The organism is Ralstonia sp. GX3-BWBA (genome assembly GCF_003290055.1).
Classification (GTDB): domain Bacteria; phylum Pseudomonadota; class Gammaproteobacteria; order Burkholderiales; family Burkholderiaceae; genus Ralstonia; species Ralstonia holmesii.
On sequence record NZ_QMKS01000004.1, the window covers coordinates 374,526 to 390,425 of the forward strand.

Annotated in this window: 10 protein-coding genes; 9 read left to right on the forward strand and 1 reads right to left on the reverse strand. The window is 64.4% G+C overall.

Translation table 11 applies throughout. The features are described from left to right. Nucleotides 1-76 precede the first annotated feature (76 nt). A complete protein-coding gene (locus tag DOD19_RS03535; protein ID WP_112184013.1) occupies nucleotides 77-634 on the forward strand; it encodes a MerR family transcriptional regulator in 558 nt (185 codons plus the stop codon). Further along, entirely contained in the window at nucleotides 537-1,007 is a 471-nt protein-coding gene (locus DOD19_RS03540; protein WP_112184015.1) for a carboxymuconolactone decarboxylase family protein, read from the forward strand. Before DOD19_RS03535 ends, DOD19_RS03540 begins: the two co-directional genes overlap by 98 nt. Here the strand turns inward: DOD19_RS03540 and DOD19_RS03545 are convergent. Next, on the reverse strand, nucleotides 947-2,263 hold the full coding sequence (locus DOD19_RS03545; RefSeq protein WP_024975109.1) for a hemolysin family protein: 1,317 nt from the start codon (nucleotides 2,261-2,263) through the stop codon (nucleotides 947-949). The genes DOD19_RS03540 and DOD19_RS03545 overlap by 61 nt on opposite strands. A 484-nt stretch (nucleotides 2,264-2,747) precedes the next feature. Between DOD19_RS03545 and DOD19_RS03550 the strand changes: the two genes are divergently transcribed. The 7 genes from DOD19_RS03550 to pelG all read left to right on the forward strand — a co-directional run bounded on the left by DOD19_RS03550 (nucleotide 2,748) and on the right by pelG (nucleotide 15,704). Then, complete coding sequence (locus tag DOD19_RS03550) at nucleotides 2,748-5,585, forward strand: bifunctional glycoside hydrolase 114/ polysaccharide deacetylase family protein (protein ID WP_112184016.1); 2,838 nt, start codon at nucleotides 2,748-2,750, stop codon at nucleotides 5,583-5,585. Further along, nucleotides 5,572-9,603: a tetratricopeptide repeat protein gene (locus DOD19_RS03555; RefSeq protein WP_112184017.1), complete on the forward strand. Its 4,032-nt coding sequence runs from the start codon at nucleotides 5,572-5,574 to the stop codon at nucleotides 9,601-9,603. Before DOD19_RS03550 ends, DOD19_RS03555 begins: the two co-directional genes overlap by 14 nt. Nucleotides 9,604-9,672: 69 nt before the next feature. After that, nucleotides 9,673-10,233: a penicillin-binding protein activator LpoB gene (locus tag DOD19_RS03560; RefSeq protein WP_112184018.1), complete on the forward strand. Its 561-nt coding sequence runs from the start codon at nucleotides 9,673-9,675 to the stop codon at nucleotides 10,231-10,233. Continuing rightward, nucleotides 10,233-11,708, forward strand: coding sequence for a PelD GGDEF domain-containing protein (locus DOD19_RS03565; RefSeq protein WP_112184019.1), 1,476 nt, complete (start codon nucleotides 10,233-10,235; stop codon nucleotides 11,706-11,708). Before DOD19_RS03560 ends, DOD19_RS03565 begins: the two co-directional genes overlap by 1 nt. Nucleotides 11,709-11,737: 29 nt before the next feature. Continuing rightward, the gene (locus DOD19_RS03570; protein ID WP_112184021.1) at nucleotides 11,738-12,724 is read left to right on the forward strand and encodes a lipopolysaccharide N-acetylglucosaminyl transferase; all 987 of its coding nucleotides are present in this window, start codon (nucleotides 11,738-11,740) and stop codon (nucleotides 12,722-12,724) included. Then, complete coding sequence (pelF, locus tag DOD19_RS03575; RefSeq protein ID WP_112184023.1) at nucleotides 12,721-14,334, forward strand: GT4 family glycosyltransferase PelF; 1,614 nt, start codon at nucleotides 12,721-12,723, stop codon at nucleotides 14,332-14,334. The genes DOD19_RS03570 and pelF overlap by 4 nt, the downstream gene beginning before the upstream one ends. Then, nucleotides 14,334-15,704, forward strand: a complete 1,371-nt coding sequence (gene pelG / locus DOD19_RS03580) for an exopolysaccharide Pel transporter PelG (RefSeq protein WP_024975115.1) — start codon at nucleotides 14,334-14,336, stop codon at nucleotides 15,702-15,704. The genes pelF and pelG overlap by 1 nt, the downstream gene beginning before the upstream one ends. The last annotated feature ends 196 nt before the right edge of the window (nucleotides 15,705-15,900 follow it).

The following is a 15,900-nucleotide window of genomic DNA, read 5'->3' on the forward strand; positions in this document are numbered from 1 at the left end:
TTGTTTTGTGCGAGCCGAAAAGATTCACGTTAAAGTCGCTTGACTTAGAGTGCGCTCTAACTTCTAAGCTCCGTTCATGACCACATTCCTGACCATCGCCCAAGTTGCAGAAGCCAGCGGCCTGTCGACGCATACGCTGCGCTATTACGAGCGCATCGGCCTGCTCGACAGCGTGCAGCGACGCGATAACGGCCATCGTGTCTTCCGCACCGAAGACATGAGGTGGCTTGAGTTCCTGCTGCGCCTGCGCGATACCGGCATGCCGATCGCGCAGATGCAGGAGTACGCTGCGCTGCGGCGGCAGGGCGACAGTCTGGAGAGTGTGTCGGCGCGCCAACGCCTGCTGGAATCGCATGCCGCGGCGCTGGAAGCGGAGCTGCGCGCACGGGCCGAAACGCTGGCCGTGCTGCGCGTCAAACTCGTCGTCTATGACGGCATCCGGGCTCGGATTGAAGCCGTGGAAAACGCGTCAGGCTCCGCTCCCTCATCTTCCAAATCGAAACACCAGCCGAAACGCCAACCGAACGAGGACGCGCATGACACCGAACACGCACACAGCACAAGCCGCAAACCACGCCAACCTGCAGGACGACCGTTACGCACGCGGCTGGCAAAAGCTGAAGGAAGTCGATGATGTGGCTGGCGAACGCGTGGTCGAGGCCATGGCCGACGTCTCGCCCGACCTCGGCCGCTACATCGTCGAATTCGGGTTTGGGGATGTTTACTGCCGCCCGGGCCTGACGCTGCGCGAGCGCGAGATCGCCACCATTGCCGCGCTCACGGCGCTGGGCCACGCGGCACCGCAGTTGAAGGTGCACATTGCGGCGGGGCTCAACGTCGGGCTCACGCGCACGGAGATCACCGAGACGATCCTGCAGATGGCGCTATACGCGGGCTTTCCGGCGGCGCTCAACGGCATGTTTGCCGCCAAGGAAGTCTTTGCCGCTCACGACGCCGAGGGCGCGGCCCCTGCCGGCGGATCGATGCGCCGCGAAACCAGCAACTGATCGATCCGGTGGTTGTCGATATCGAGCACTTCAATATGCAGTGGCCCGATGTCGACGGTTTCGCTCTTCTTGGGAATGCGCTTGAGCGCGTAGATGACTAGCCCGGCGAGGGTTTCGACGTGGTGTTCGCCGGGCAGGTCGTCGAGGTCGAAGGCGCGTTTGACGTCGCCCAGCGGCGTGACACCGTCGATCAGGCATGAGCCGTCATCGCGACGCACGATCTGCTCGTCTTCGCCCAGGTACAGGATGTCGCCCATCACCGCGCCGACAATGTCGTCGAGTGTCACCACACCCACCACCAGCCCGTATTCGTTGACCACCGCGCCAAAGCGCTCGTGCATCTCGCGAAAGCGCGTGAGCGCCTGCGACAGGTTGAGCGTGTCCGGCAGCACCAGCAGATTCTTGTCGTAATGTTTGCTGATGTTGCGGATCACGGCGGAGGACTCTTCCGACAGGATCTGCTGCAGGATGTCCTTGGACGCGATGAAGCCGAGCACCGAGTCGATGTCTTCGCGGCAGACGAGGTATTCCGCGTGCGGCTGCGCAATGATCTTCATCTTGATCGACTCCACCGGTTCGTCCACCGTGAAGTAGATCACCTCGTCGCGCACGGTCATCACTGAGGTGATCGTGCGTGATTCCAGCTCGAACACGTTTTCGATCATGGCCAGTTCGTGCTTGCGCAGCACGCCGGCTTGCGCACCTGCGCCCACCATGGCGGCGATGTCTTCGGTGGTGATCTGGTCGACACGGTGCGTCGGCACACCAAACAGCTTGAGGAACATGTCGGCTGCCCCATTGAACAGCCACACCACCGGCCTCAGCGCGCGCAGGCACGAGTGCATCGGGCCGATGATCGACATCGCGCAGCGCTCGGGGTAAAGCACGGCCAGGCGCTTGGGCAGCAGGTCGGCAAAAAGAATGAACAGCCCCGTCACGATGATGAAGCCAACGATGCTGCCGATCCGTTCAGCGCGGGCGGCCGGCAGCCAGTCACTCAACCACGCGGCCAACGGCCCCGAAATCTGGCTGTCGCCGATGACACCGGCCAGGATGGCCACCGCATTCACCCCGATCTGCACCACGGTGAAGAAGTTGCCGGGCATGTCCTTGAGTTGCAGCACGCGCAAGGCGCGGGTGTCCCCGTCGTCTGCCAGGGTTTGCAGGCGCGTGCGCCGCGAGGCCGTGAGGGCGATTTCGGAAGCAGAAAAAAAGGCGCTGATCAGGATCAGCAGGGCAAGGATGAGGGCGGACATGGTGGCGGGGGCCGTCGCGGCAAGTCGCGTCGTTGCGCAGCGACAACTGCACGGTCGCGTGGAATGTGGCTTCGAATGATCATGGTGCAGCCCCGATCGCTTTGTCAAACCACGGCGTGCGCGGGTGATCTCAAACAATTGTTTATGTCCGAGGAGGATAGACGGCCATCCAAAATGTGGTTTGCCGTGTACCCACGCCATCGGCGATACTTCACCTTCGGACACATTGTCTCGGTATGCCTTGCGGGGCCTGCGTTTGCGGGCGGCAGCCGTGAAGAAAAACAGCGGTTCCGGACGGCGTCATCACAGGCGCCGATCTTCAGTGCCGGCGCAGATCGGCCTAATTGATGCACATAGTTGCATAGCGGAGTGCCAGTTCATGTGGGTTCTCAGCCGTTTACAGCGGCGCACCGGGGGGAAACGGGGGAATACGGCGGGGACGATCGCACGGTTGGCTGGGCTTCTTGTCGCAGCCGCCGTATCGATGCCTTGTGTGACGCTTGCTCAACAAGCGCCTGCCACCACCGGCTCCGGTGCGTCAGGGGTAACAGCTTCAGTTCCGGTTAACGCGCCGAACATCGCGTGGTTCTACGGCGACAAGCCGCCCGTGGCGCAGTTGCGCGCCTTCGACGCGATCGTTGTGGAGCCAGACCACGGGTTCGATCCATCGCAGTTCAAGACGCCCAAGACGCAGTGGTACGCCTACGTGAGCGTTGGCGAGGTCACGCCCCAGCGCAGCTGGTACAAGGACTTGCCCAAGGCCTGGCTGTTGGGCCGCAATGCGGCGTGGGCCTCGCGCGTGGTGGATCAGGCCCAGCCCGAGTGGCCGGCGTTTTATGTCGATCACGTCATCAAGCCGCTGTGGGAGAAGGGCTACCGTGGCTTCTTTCTCGATACGCTCGACTCGTATCAGTTGGTGGCCAAGGACGACGCCTCGCGCGCGGCGCAGGAAGCCGGCATGGTGCGTGTGATTCGCGCGATCAAGGCGCGCTATCCGGACGCCAAGCTGATCTTCAACCGCGGGTTTGAGATCCTGCCGCAGGTGCACGACCAGGCGTATGCGGTGGCGTTTGAATCGCTGTATCGCGGCTGGGACCAGGGCAGCAAGCAGTACAAGGAAGTGAGCGACGCGGACCGCGAATGGCTGATGGGCCATGTACGCAAGATTCGCGACGATTACCACCTGCCCGTCATCGCCATCGATTACTGCCCGCCCACCGACCGTGCCTGCGCACGCGAAACGGCCAAACGTATCAAGGCGCAGGGCGTGGTGCCCTACGTGACCGATCCAGACCTGTCGACCATTGGCGTGGGGCGCATCGAGGTGTTGCCGCGCAAGGTATTGATCCTGCAGGACCGCGACCCGCGTACCACCATTGACACCAGCGAGGGCGTGCGCTTCGTGGCCACGCCACTCAACTTTCTCGGCTACGACGTCGAGTACGCCGACATCAACAAGCCGCTGCCCGCTTCAGTGCCACCCGACCGCTACGCCGGCGTGGTGGTGTGGGTGAACACCAGTCCGGTCAAGCAGGTGGCGGCGCTGTCGTCGTGGGTGCGGCAACGTATTCATGACGGCGTGCACATCGCCTTCCTGAACCAGTTTGGCCTGCCGGTGGATGGGAGCATGGCCGACATGTTCAAGCTGCACCTTGTGCGTGGGCGTGCCAGCGGGCCGCTGTCGGTGGTGTCGCAAGACAAGATGATGGGTTTTGAGATGGCGCCGCAACCGGAGCGCCGCGAAGCCCAGCCGATTCAGGTGAGCGCGAACGGGCAGTCGCTGCTGCGGCTGAAATCGGGCAACTTTGAGTTTGATGCCGCTGCCATTACCGATTGGGGCGGCTACGCACTGAATCCGTACGCGGTGTTCTCCATGGACACCGTTGAGCAGGCGCGTTGGGTTGTCCAGCCGATCGAGTTCCTGCGCCGCGCACTGGCGCTGCCAGACATGCCGATCCCCGACGTGACCTCTGAAAACGGCCGCCGACTCATGCTCGTGCATGTGGATGGCGACGGCTTTGCCTCGCGCGCCGAGTTTCCCGGCCCCGAATATTCCGGCGAGGTGCTGCTGCAGGACGTGTGGGAGAAGTACCGCATCCCGACAACGCTGTCGGTCATCGAGGGCGAGGTGGGCGCAAGCGGCCTTTACCCCAAGCTGACGCCGCGCCTGGAAACGATTGCGCGCCAGATGTTCGCGCTGCCGTACGTCGAACTGGGCACGCATACCTATTCGCACCCGTTCGATTGGAGCCGCACCGTGCCCGGCGCGGCCGCTGATCGGGCCAAGGAAGGCCCGGGTGCGGACAAGGGCGGTGGCGACACCGCATTCACGCTGTCCATTCCGGGCTACAAGTTCAGCCTCGACCGCGAGATAGCGGGCTCCATCAACTACATCAACGAGCGCCTGGCCCCGCCCGGCAAGCGCGTGAAGCTCCTGCAGTGGTCGGGCGACTGCCAGCCGCCCGAGATTGCCGTGCGCATGGCCTGGGACGCGGGCGTTCTTAATCTGAACGGCGGCGATACCACCATCACACGCAGCTCGCCATCGTGGACGGAGATTGCACCGCTGGGCATCGACAAGGGCCCAGGGGCTTACCAAGTGTTTGCGCCAAACCAGAACGAGAACGTCTATACAAACGATTGGACCGGGCCGTTCTATGGTTTCGATCGCCTGATTGAAACGCTGCAGTTGACGGACACTCCGTATCGCTTCAAACCGATCAACATCTACTACCACATGTATTCGGGCACCAAGCTTGCGTCACTCAAGGCCTTGAAGAAGGTCTATGACTACGCGTTGTCGCAGCCCGTGTTCCCGATCTATTCGACCGAATATGTGGTCAAGGTGCTGGACTTCCGCAACATGGCCATCGCCCGAGAAGTCGGTGACGGCAACACCTGGGTGGTGCGCGGTGATGGCGATCTGCGCGAACTGCGCTGGATGGCGCGCGGTACGCCGCGCCTGGCGGATGCGCAGGGGGTGGTTGGGTATGACAAGGCGGCCGGCGGTATCTATATCCATCTTGATGACGGCGCCGCACGCTTTACGCTCGCACCTGAGGCGGAGTCGGCCAAGCCAGCGTACATTGCAGAAGCCGCTGCCTTTGTACGCAATTTCGCACGAAACGGTAATGAGTTGAGTTTCGAGGCGGGCGGCTATTACAAGCCGTTTGTTCGTCTGGCCAACGCAGGTGCTTGCCGCGTGAAGGTCAACGGCAACCCAGCGCGCACGGCCCGCGCACAAGACAACACCGTGCGCGTTGATCTGACAGGAGCTGCTGCGCAAACCGTGACCTACCAACGTATCGATGTGGTCTGCTGACCTGACTCCGCGTGAACGGCTGCTGCCAGCCTGGCTGATCGGTACCCTGGGTGCGCTGATCGGGCTGGCGCTCGCCTTGATGTTTCCCCGCGAACGTTTGGAGGCTCGCCTGCTGGAGGGCGGTAAGGTCGATGCGCTGTCGGTGGCCTACCTGGAAGCCTGGCTGCGCGTGCGCCCGAACGACGGCGAGTTCTTGAGCGTGCTGGCTGCCCAGTACGTGCGCACGGGCCGCTTGGCAGAAGCCGAAGCCATGGTCGCTCGCATGCGCGCGCTGCGCGACAAGACGCTCGACCGTGAAGCGCTGCTGCTTGATATCGCCATCCGAGAGCAACGCGCCTACGCGCTGCAACCGAAGGATCCGCAGCGCGCCGCCATGCTGGTCGACCTGCGTGGTCTGCTCAAGCAGGCGCTGGACTATCGCTGGACTGCGGCCGAGCTGGAGGTTCTCGCCGCCAAGTCGCGTGCCTTGGATCAGGGCGCGATTGCCATCCAGTTCTATCAACGCCTGGCTAAACAGGACGTGGCGCGCGCCGCGCAATGGCAGGCGCGTACTGCTGAGATTGCGCTGGGCGTGGGCGAATACCGCGCCGCTGCCGCCGCCAACTTTGCCGCGCAGGCCACCGCCAAGTCGCTCGACGAACAGCGCCGCTACTTCATCGCCGGGTTGAAGGCCCTGCAGGCTGGCAACCTGCTCGACGACGCCATGACAGAAGCGCAACGCCGTGTTGGCCCGCTGATCGACGATACCGAAACGCTGCGCTTTCTCACGCGCCTGGCGATGGCATGTAACCGGCCGGATCTGGCAGACCAATACGCGCGGCGCCTGCTGCGGCTGTCGTGGCATCAGGCGGGCGAGGGCATTGCCTTGGCCTCCGGTGTCGCCCGGCATGACTGGGCATTCGCCGGCCGGCCGGAACCGCTGCCAAGCCCTGCAGACCTGGTGTTCATGGATGGCCCAGAAGGCCTGGCGCGTCGGCAGCGCCACACTGCGCGCATTCGCCCGGTGGCGGATAAGCAGAGCAAGGCTGACGATGCGGCTTCGTCCTCACAACCGTCGGGCGCACAGGCCATCGCACGCGGGATCGCCCCGTTCAATGCGGAAGACTACGATCTCGCATTCCAGGTTTTCATGGGCAGCGGCAATCTGAACGACGCCATGCGCGTAACCGAGGCCGCCGTGCGTCAACGCCCCGATCTGAAAATCTGGACCGAACGTGCCGCGCAGGTGGCCGAGTGGAACCGCCAACCGATGGCGGCGTTGAACTACTGGCTCGCGTACGCGCAATCCACTGGGGATGATGCGGCCTGGCAGCATGTGCTGCGTCTGGCGCCCGCGCTCCACGAAGACCACGCCTATCTGGCCGGGCTGCGCTACCAGGCAAGCCGCACCCCGGGCGACATGAAGTTGCTCGACCAGGTCATCGCGGCGTACGAGCGTCTGGGCGAACCCGTGGAAGGGCTGGCGTATCTGAACAGCATCGCGCACGGGGCGCATCGTCAGGTGGTGCTGGAGCGCTATGCCAATCTGGCCGAGCGCGCCGGCAAAGACGATCAGGCTTACGACACCTACGTGCGTCTGCAAAAGGAGTTCGGCCCCAACGCGCAGTACGCGCTCAAGCTGGCGAACATCCTGTACGTGCGCGGGCAGTTTGCGCAGGCGCTTGCCGCCATGCAGGCTGCAGACAAGGCGGCCTTGCCAACCGATGACCTGTATTGGCGGACCTTCGCCCAGCTCGCGCGCCTGAACCAGCGTGATGATCTGTCGCGTGAGGCGTATCGACAGTTGCTGATCGGCGGCAAGGCTGAGCCAGACGATCTGACAACGATGATCGATTTCTACGACGCCAGCCCCATCGATGCTGGCCGTCTGGCCGAACTCGCTTTCCGCAAAGATGGCACGATGGTTCACCTGCAGCAGGCCATCTACTACTACACGCGTGCGCGCGCCTTCCGCCGCATCGACGGGTTGCTGGCCTCGCTCACACCAGAACAGCGCAAAGCGGCCGAGCAATCCGCCGGCGTGCTGGGCGCGCGGGCCGAGTATTTCCGCCAGAGCGGCCAGTGGGATGCCGCCATGCGTGACCTGCGGCGCGCAGTCTCGCTGCCGGATGCGGGCAGCGATGTGAAGGCGGCCTTCCTGTGGGGCCTGCTGGATTCCGGACAGAACGCCGAGCTCAAGCGCGCATTGGCGCTTTGGCGTAGCGAGGCCGAAAACGATTCCGCTTACTGGGGTGCCTACGCTGCCGCCGGCCTGCAGTTGTTTGACGCCAACCTGGCGCTGCGCTTCCTGGGCCGCCAGGGCAAGTCGATGCAGACCGATCCGCTCTGGTTGCTGGCCTATGCCGATGCACGCGAAATGGCCGGTCAGGCCGATGCTGCCTGGGCGCTGCGCCGCGAGGCGTGGTGGTTGCTGTGGCGCGCTGAAGATACGCCAGGCAGCGACAAGACCAAGCTGCCAATTGGCCGCCGTGTAGGCGCGCGCGTCACGGTGGGGGATGGCGATGCGGCGCCGCTGGAAGAAGATGCGCGCACCGAATTGCGTGCCCGGCGCGTCTCACTGGCTCAAACATTCGGGTCTGGCGACTTGGCGCAGCGTCTGTTGATCGAGCTGCTGCGCGATGATCGCCGCGCGACGAAGCAGGCCCGCGAAGGTGGCCGCTCGGCGATGGCTAAGTCCGAGCTGGGCGATATCGACACGTTGCCGCCGGAGCCGCCGCAGACCCCCACCGACAAACGCAAGCAGGCCCGCGTGAGCGATCAGCTCGTTTCCGCCGTGACCAAGGAAGCGGCGCTGGGCTGGGCGCTCTCGCAGGAGGCGAATGATCTGGCGCGCGCGTGGTTGCTGCAGCAATACACGCGCCGCATGACGCGCCCGGCCTATGCCGAGATCTCCATTGCCCTGGCTGAGCGCGATCTGCAGACGCTCAACCGCCTGCTGGACGACACGCCTGACCGCATTCCGCTCTACAACCGCATCGATGCCAACGTGATGACGGACCGCCTCGGTGAGGCGCAGCGTCTGTCGTTTGAAGGGCTGACCACCGCACCCGATGACGAGCAACTGCACGAACGTGTGCAGGAGACGCTGCTGACCAATGCACAGGCGCTGGAGCCGCGCGAGACGTGGTTCAAGCAGGCGCCGCTGACGTATTTCGAGAGCAGCGCCGCCGCCGGCATCCGCCTGACCGATCACTACAGCATGCTCGTGCGTGCCACCCAGCGGAACCAGCGCTCGACCGACGATACGCAGTTGACCGGCGTGCCCGCGCAGGATCGGCAGGTGGATTGGATCTCGCAGTACCAGACGCAGAACACGCAGTGGAAGGGCACGGTGGGTTGGCGCCAGGGGCTGGGCTCGCTTTACGCCTTCCGGCTGGACGGCCTGCTGGGGCAGGTCGGGCCGGTGGGCACGGAGCTTTCGATCGGTCGCAACCAGCCGGCCAATGAAACGCCGCAACTGCGTGTGGGCGGCGTGAAGGATCTGTTCTCGATTGGCAACAACTGGCGCCTGACGCAAAACGAGTACGTGCGCGCCCGCGTGGAAGGCGACCGCTTCTACGGGCAGGACCGCTCGTTCCTGGGCAGCGGCATGGTGTTCGATGGCGAAATCGGGCACCGCTTCCGGGTGGAATATCCGGACTACACGATCCGCGTGGTTGGTACCGTCGCACGCTACAACGCGACGGGCACGGTCAGCCCATTGATGGCTCGCCTGCTTCCTTCGGGTGCCGCGCCGGACGTTGACCAGATCATGCCGCGCTCGTTCAACCAGTTCGGCATGCTGTTTGGTTTCGGCACGGATTATCTGGACCGCTACACGCGCGCCTGGCGGCCCTTTATGGATGCGGGCATGCTGCATGACAACCGCGAAGGGTGGGGCGTGCAGGCCCAGCTTGGCGTGGCAGGCAGCGTGTTTGGCAACGACCATCTGGCGCTGTACATCGAGCACCAGTCGATTACGCGCGCGGGGACATCGCCGCTGACAGAGATCGGCCTGCGCTACCGCTGGCTCTACTGACAAGCAAGAACAAAGCAACGGGGAAAGAACGAGATGAAGCACACAACGGAAGACTCCAGGGAGAACGCGATGACACCCTTGATCAACAAGATGCATGCCGGCCGCCGGCGCTGGCTGGCCGTGGCAGCGGGCGTTGGTGCGGCGCTTGTGTTGTCCGCCTGCGCGGTGGTCGACAGCGCGCGTGCGCCGGCAACCAGCGCGTCTGATGCGTGGGTGGTCCTGCCCATCGCCAACTACACCGAAACGCCGCAGGCCGGCCTGCGTGCGGAGACGATTGCGGCCAGCATCCTCAAGGCGCGCGGCTTCTCCAACCTCAAGCAGTATCCAGCCAACCTGAACAGCGAGTCGCTGTTCGAGCCCGCCGAGCGCGAGGCCGTGGCGCGCGCACTGGATTGGGCACGTGGCGAGAAGGCCCGCTATGCCCTGACCGGCGCCGTGGATGAATGGCGCTACAAGGTCGGTGTGGATGGCGAGCCCGCGGTCGGCATCACGCTGCAAGTGATTGACGTGCAGACCGGCAACGTGATCTGGAGCGCGGCCGGTAGCCGCACCGGCTGGAGCCGCGATGCCGTGTCGGCGGTGGCGCAGAAGCTGCTGCGCGAGCTGCTCTCGCCGCTGGGCCGGGGCTGATGAAGACCGAGTCGGCAGGTTCCGCTCAATCGGCCGGCCGCGCCGCCGGCGATGGGCGCGGCCAGGGTGGACGAACTGAGCGCCGGCGCAACGCGCAGGGGATTGGCGCGTCGACCTGGTATGGGCGCATGATTGCGCCCGCCGTGTCCAGCCCGAGCGCTGTGCTCGAAACGCTGGGTACGGTGGTGGTGGCCATTGGCGTCGTCTGGCTGTTCGCGCCGGACAACCCCCTGCTGCTCGGCTACGGCTTTCCGTGGATCTGGCTGGTGCCGCTCATCCTGGCGCTGCGCTACGGCACGCTGCTCGGCGCGCTTGCCGCGCTGGTGGTGCTGGGCGCCTGGGCCGTGTTCTACGGACAGGCGGCCCAGGCCGGCAGCTTCCCGCGCATGTACTTCCTGGGCGGGCTGATGCTTGTGTTGGTCGGCGGGCAGTACGGCGATATCTGGGGCGCGCGGTTGTCGCGTGCCCGCACCGTCAACGGTTACCTGAACGACCGGCTGGCGGCGCTCACCAAAAACCACTTCCTGCTGCGCCTCTCGCACGAGCGCCTGGAAAACGACCTGCTGGCCAAGCCGACCACGCTGCGCGACACGCTCACGCAGTTGCGCAACATCGCGCTGGCCGCACGTGAACATGGCCTGGGTGACAACCAACCTGACGTGGCGCAACTGCCCGGCGCCGAGCCCTTCCTGCAATGGACGGCGCAGGCCTGCCAACTGGAAGTGGCGGCCATGGTGCGCGTGACGGGCAACCGCGTCGATACCGAACCGGTGGCCCGCGTGGGCACGCCGTTCGACATCGTTGCCGATGATCCGTTGATCCGCCATTGCATCGACACCCACACGCTGGGCCACCCGCAGGCGCCCGAGCTGCGGAATGTGAACAACCCCGAAGACGGCTCGCGCTACGTGGCGTGCGCGCCGGTGCTCTCGGGGGCGGATGAGCTGATCGGCCTGGTGGTCGTACATCAGATGCCGTTCCTCTCGCTGTCGTACGAGAACCTGCAGTTCCTGCTCGTGCTGCTTGGCTACTACGCCGACGGCGTGCGCCATCTCACCGTCAGCTCCGAGATTCTGGATCTCGTGCCCGACGCGCCGTACGAGTTCGCGCTCGATCTCGGCCGGCTGGCACGCCTGCATCGCGATACCGGTATCGATTCGTCGGTGGTGGCGCTCATCTTCGATCAGGACGAGACCAGCGATGCGCTGTTCGAGAGCGTGGTGCGCAGCCGCCGTGCGCTCGACGTTGTCTGGCAGTCAAGCGGCAAGAGCCGCCGCGCCATCATCACGCTGATGCCGCTGTCGGGCGCGGGTGCCGTGTCGGCCTATCTGGTGCGCATTGAAGACAGCCTGCGCGCGCAGTTTGGCGTGGATTTCGAGGGCGGGCACATCAGCGTGCAGACGTTGCATGTGACCGGCGAGCATCCGGGCGAAGCGCTGCAGCGCTTCCTCGCGCGCTGCCATCTCGATGCATAGGGGCGGCCAGGCCATGCTGCGGATTGACCATGTTTAAGCTCACGCTCGGCGGCATCTCGGCGCAGATCGCGGCAGTGGTGATGGCACTGCATGCCGGCAACAGCCTTGCGCTGCTGCTGTCGTGCCTGATGCTGCAGGGCACCGCCGCCGCACTGATCGGCCTGGCTGCGTGGCGCTTGCTGCCGCGCCGTTATCGCGTGCCGTTCGTGTGGACGTATGGCTACCTGGCGGCGCTGTGCTTTTTTGTGCCGGTGGCCGGCGTCCTGCTGGTGCTGGGCAGCCTGCTGCTCGCCAAGCTGTTTCCCAAGCCCGAAGACGACAAGGACATCGCCGATGTAGGGCTGCCGGTGTTCGTGGCGCATTTGATCTCACGCGTGACGCATGGCGGCGGAGCGCGGCTGCGTGCGCAACTCAGCAACGAGCGCGCGCCGGTGCAAAGCCGCATGACCGCGCTGGTGGCCATGCAGTCGATGCCCACGCGCACTGCCAGCCCCGTGCTGCGCGACCTGCTAGCCGATCCGGTGGACGATATCCGCCTGCTGGCCTACGGCATGCTCGACAACGCCGAGAAGGTGCTCACGCAAAAGATTCTGGCCGAGCTGCCGCGCCTGGAAGAAGCCACCACGCCCGAGGCGCGCTACGACATCAACAAGCGCCTGGCCGATCTGTATTGGGAACTGATCTACCAGAACCTCGTGCAGGGCGACGTGTACCGCTACACCGCCGAGCAGGTCGAGCGCTACGCCAGCGCCGCGCTCGACATCCAGCCCGACAACGCCGCGCTGTGGTACATGCGCGGCCGCCTTGCCCTGTCGCGCCGCGAGCCCGATGTGGCCGAGTCCCATCTGCGCCGCGCTGAATCCCTCGGTTTCCCGCGTGACCGCCTGCTGCCCCCGCTGGCCGAAGCCTGCTACCTGCGCCGCGACTATGCCGGCGCGCGTGCGGCGCTGGCGCAGTTCTCCAGCCGTTCTCCGCTGCCGTTGCTGCGCCCGCTGTTGCGCTACTGGACATCATGAGCAACGACCACTTTCCGCGCGCCCAGTCCGCCGACGTTGCGCTGCTGCTCGAAGGGACCTTTCCCTACGTGAGCGGCGGGGTGTCGAGCTGGGTCAACCAGATGATCCGGGCGTTTCCGGACATCCGCTTTGCCATCGTCTTCATCGGCAGCCGCCGTGAGGATTACGGCAAGCCCGTCTACGCCATTCCCGACAACGTGGTGCACCTGGAGTGCCACTACCTGTACGACTTTCCGCCGCCGCCGCTGGTGCAGGCCAGCGGCGGCGATGCCGCAGCGTTCGAGCGCTCGCGCAAGCTGCACGATGCGCTGCGCAATCCGGCAAACAAGGAAGAGACGGCCGAGTTGATCCGCGCCTCGATTGCCGACCTGCGCGACGATGGCCCGCTGGCCGAGGAACAGTTCCTCTACAGCCACCGCGCGTGGGACATGATGACGGACTACTACCGGCGCTACTGCACCGACCCGTCGTTCACGGACTACTTCTGGACCGTGCGCATCATGCACAAGCCGCTGTGGCAGCTCGTGCGCATTGCCGAAAACCTCATCCCGGTGAAGGTGTTCCACACCATCTCGACCGGCTATGCAGGCTTCCTGGGCGCGCTGCTGCGCTACAGGCGAGGGCGTCCGCTGCTGGTGTCCGAGCACGGTATCTACACCAAGGAACGGAAGATCGACCTGTTCCAGAGCCAGTGGATTCGTGACAACCGCAGCATCTTCGAGAAGGACATCGCGCAGATCAGCTACTTCCGCGATCTGTGGGTGCGCTTTTTCGAAACCATGGGCCGGGTCTGCTATGACGCGGCTGAAGACATCGTCGCGCTGTATGAAGGTAATCGGCAGCGCCAGGTCATTGACGGCGCGCCGGCCGAGAAGACGCGCAGCATCCCCAACGGCATCAACCTGCCGCGCCTGGCCGCGTTGCGCGAGAAGCGGCAGGCCAGCGTACCGCGCGTGATGTGCCTGATCGGCCGGGTGGTGCCGATCAAAGACGTGAAGACGTTCATTCGCGCCATGCTGACCATCACGCGCGAGATGCCCGATGCGGAAGGCTGGATTGCCGGCCCGGAAGACGAAGATCCGGAATACGCGCAGGAATGCCACAGCCTGGCTGAAAGCCTGGGCCTGGGCGACCGCATCAAGTTCCTGGGCTTCCAGAAGATCGACGACATCCTGCCAAAGGTGGGCGTGTTGGTGCTGAGTTCCATCAGCGAGGCGCTGCCGCTGGTGGTGCTGGAAGGGTTTGCCGCGGGCGTGCCGTCAGTCACGACGGATGTGGGTTCGTGCCGGCAACTGCTGTTCGGCCTGGAGGGCGAAGACGCGGCACTGGGCGCGGCTGGCGCCGTGGTGCGCATTGCCGACCCGGCTGCCCTGGCTGCCGAAGTGCTCACGCTGCTGCGCGATGAAACGCGCTGGCATGCGGCCCAGGCTGCTGGCATTGCCCGCGTCGAGCGCTATTACACGCAAGAGATGATGGTCGGCAGCTACCGCGAGCTGTATACGCGCCTGAAGACGTTGCCCGATCTGAGTATCGAGCACGGTGCGAAGGCCGCCGCCGCGGCCTGCCCGCACCACGCCCAGCAGAACAAGCCACATGAGGGAGCCCGCTGATGGCCGGCATTGGTTTTGAGCTGCGCAAGATGCTCAAGCGCGACAGCCTGCTCGGGCTGATGCGCGCCTACACCTACGCGGGCATCATCAGCTCCGGGCCGTGGATTCTCTCTATCGTCGGGATTCTGCTGATCGGTATCCTGAGCCTGCCGTTCGTGATTCCCGGCTCGCTCATCACGCAGTTCCAGGTGTCGGTCACCTACCTGATTGCGGTCAGCCTGATCCTGACGGGGCCGCTGCAGCTTGCCTTCACGCGCTTTACGTCCGACCGCCTGTTCGAGAAGCGCGATGACCTGATCCTGCCCAACTACCACGCCGTGTCGCTCGTGATGACGCTGGTCGCGGGTGGGCTTGGGCTGCTCGTCATCGTGTTTGCGTTTCCGCAGCAGTCAGCCATCTACCGGCTGCTGATGCTGGCCGGTTTCGTGGTCATGGCCAACATCTGGATCGCAGTGATCTTCTTGTCGGGCATGAAGCAGTACAAGGCGATTGTCTGGATCTTCCTGGTCGGCTACACGCTCACCGTGCTGCTGGCGCTGCTGTTTAACCGGTTCGGGTTGGAAGGGCTGCTGCTGGGGTTCGTGACGGGGCAGCTCTTCTTGCTGATCGGCATGGCCGCGCTCATCTACCGCAACTTCAGCGGTCGGCGCTTCCTGTCGTTCGAGGTGTTCGACAAGCGGTTTGCGTATCCGTCGCTCATGTTGATCGGGCTGCTCTACAACCTCGGCATCTGGCTCGACAAGTTCATGTTCTGGTACGCACCGGGCACGGGGCAGCAGGTGATCGGGCCGCTGCACGCCTCGGTCATCTACGACATTCCGGTGTTCCTGGCGTACCTCGGCATCATCCCCGGCATGGCGGTGTTCCTGGTTCGCATCGAGACGGACTTTGTCGAGTACTACGACGCCTTCTATGACGCCGTGCGTGGCGGGGCATCGCTTGAGCACATCGAAGACATGCGCAACACGATGGTGCAGACCATTCGCGCCGGCCTGTACGAGATCGTGAAGATTCAGGCGATGGCCGCGCTGGTCCTGTTTGCCGTGGGCGCTGCGGTGCTGCGGGCGTTGCAGATTTCCGAGCTGTATCTGCCGCTGCTGTATGTCGACACCATTGCCGCCAGCTTGCAGGTGGTATTTCTGGGCGTGGTGAACATCTTCTTCTACCTGGACCGGCGCCGCGTGGTGCTGGCGTTGACGGCCGCGTTCGTTGCGCTCAACGGCGTGTTGACGTGGATTACGTTGCAGCTCGGGCCGGCCTGGTACGGATACGGATTTGCCGTGTCACTGCTCTTGGTCGTGATGGCGAGCCTGGTGATCCTGGACCGGAAGCTGGATCGGCTGGAGTACGAGACGTTTATGTTGCAGTAAGGTCTGCCGACAGCCTCTGCTGGCATCCGGAGCCTCACGAGCGACACATCAACCTCCGGTGGTGGACCTTCAAGCCTTGCGCACGGCGCTCCAAGCGCCAGCCGCAAGGCTTTTTGCTTTGCGGTTGCTGCTTTTTGCAGCGACCCCATGATGCTTTTTGCTCGGCCATTGGGACTTGAAGTGCTGAGCGCCGGGC

Bases quoted from the DNA above. Each gene is read 5' to 3' on its own strand.
- DOD19_RS03555 (WP_112184017.1), top strand. From the start codon at position 5,572: ATGTGGTCTGCTGACCTGACTCCGCGTGAACGGCTGCTGCCAGCCTGG.
- pelF (WP_112184023.1), top strand. From the start codon at position 12,721: ATGAGCAACGACCACTTTCCGCGCGCCCAGTCCGCCGACGTTGCGCTG.
- pelG (WP_024975115.1), top strand. From the start codon at position 14,334: ATGGCCGGCATTGGTTTTGAGCTGCGCAAGATGCTCAAGCGCGACAGC.
- DOD19_RS03565 (WP_112184019.1), top strand. From the start codon at position 10,233: ATGAAGACCGAGTCGGCAGGTTCCGCTCAATCGGCCGGCCGCGCCGCC.
- DOD19_RS03560 (WP_112184018.1), top strand. From the start codon at position 9,673: ATGACACCCTTGATCAACAAGATGCATGCCGGCCGCCGGCGCTGGCTG.
- DOD19_RS03570 (WP_112184021.1), top strand. From the start codon at position 11,738: ATGTTTAAGCTCACGCTCGGCGGCATCTCGGCGCAGATCGCGGCAGTG.
- DOD19_RS03550 (WP_112184016.1), top strand. From the start codon at position 2,748: ATGCCTTGTGTGACGCTTGCTCAACAAGCGCCTGCCACCACCGGCTCC.
- DOD19_RS03535 (WP_112184013.1), top strand. From the start codon at position 77: ATGACCACATTCCTGACCATCGCCCAAGTTGCAGAAGCCAGCGGCCTG.
- DOD19_RS03540 (WP_112184015.1), top strand. From the start codon at position 537: ATGACACCGAACACGCACACAGCACAAGCCGCAAACCACGCCAACCTG.
- DOD19_RS03545 (WP_024975109.1), bottom strand. From the start codon at position 2,263: ATGTCCGCCCTCATCCTTGCCCTGCTGATCCTGATCAGCGCCTTTTTT.